Raw genomic sequence first — 261 nt, 5'->3', positions numbered from 1 at the left:
GACGAGGAGCGGCGCGACGACCCAGCGGGAGGGCCTTGCCAAGGCGTACGAGGCGGGTGTGGTCTGCACGGACGAGTTCCTGCTCCACCCCGACCCCTTCCCGAGCCGTGACGCGTGGTGCCGGCACCGGGTCGGTGTCACCGAGGCGCGGCTCTCCGCCGTCGACCGGGACCTGCCCACCGTGCTGGTGAACCACTTCCCGCTGGTCCGCGATCCCACCCTGATCCTGCGCCACCCCGAGTTCGCCCTGTGGTTCGGGAC

Annotated in this window: 1 pseudogene; it reads left to right on the top strand. The window is 72.0% G+C overall.

Annotation, left to right across the window (positions count from 1 at the left end):
- Window positions 1-261 (top strand): annotated as a pseudogene (locus J0695_RS41895) (metallophosphoesterase); the annotation flags it as partial.

The organism is Streptomyces beijiangensis (genome assembly GCF_017315755.1).
Taxonomy (GTDB): Bacteria; Actinomycetota; Actinomycetes; order Streptomycetales; family Streptomycetaceae; genus Streptomyces; species Streptomyces beijiangensis.
This window is presented reverse-complemented; position numbering and strand designations above follow the sequence as displayed.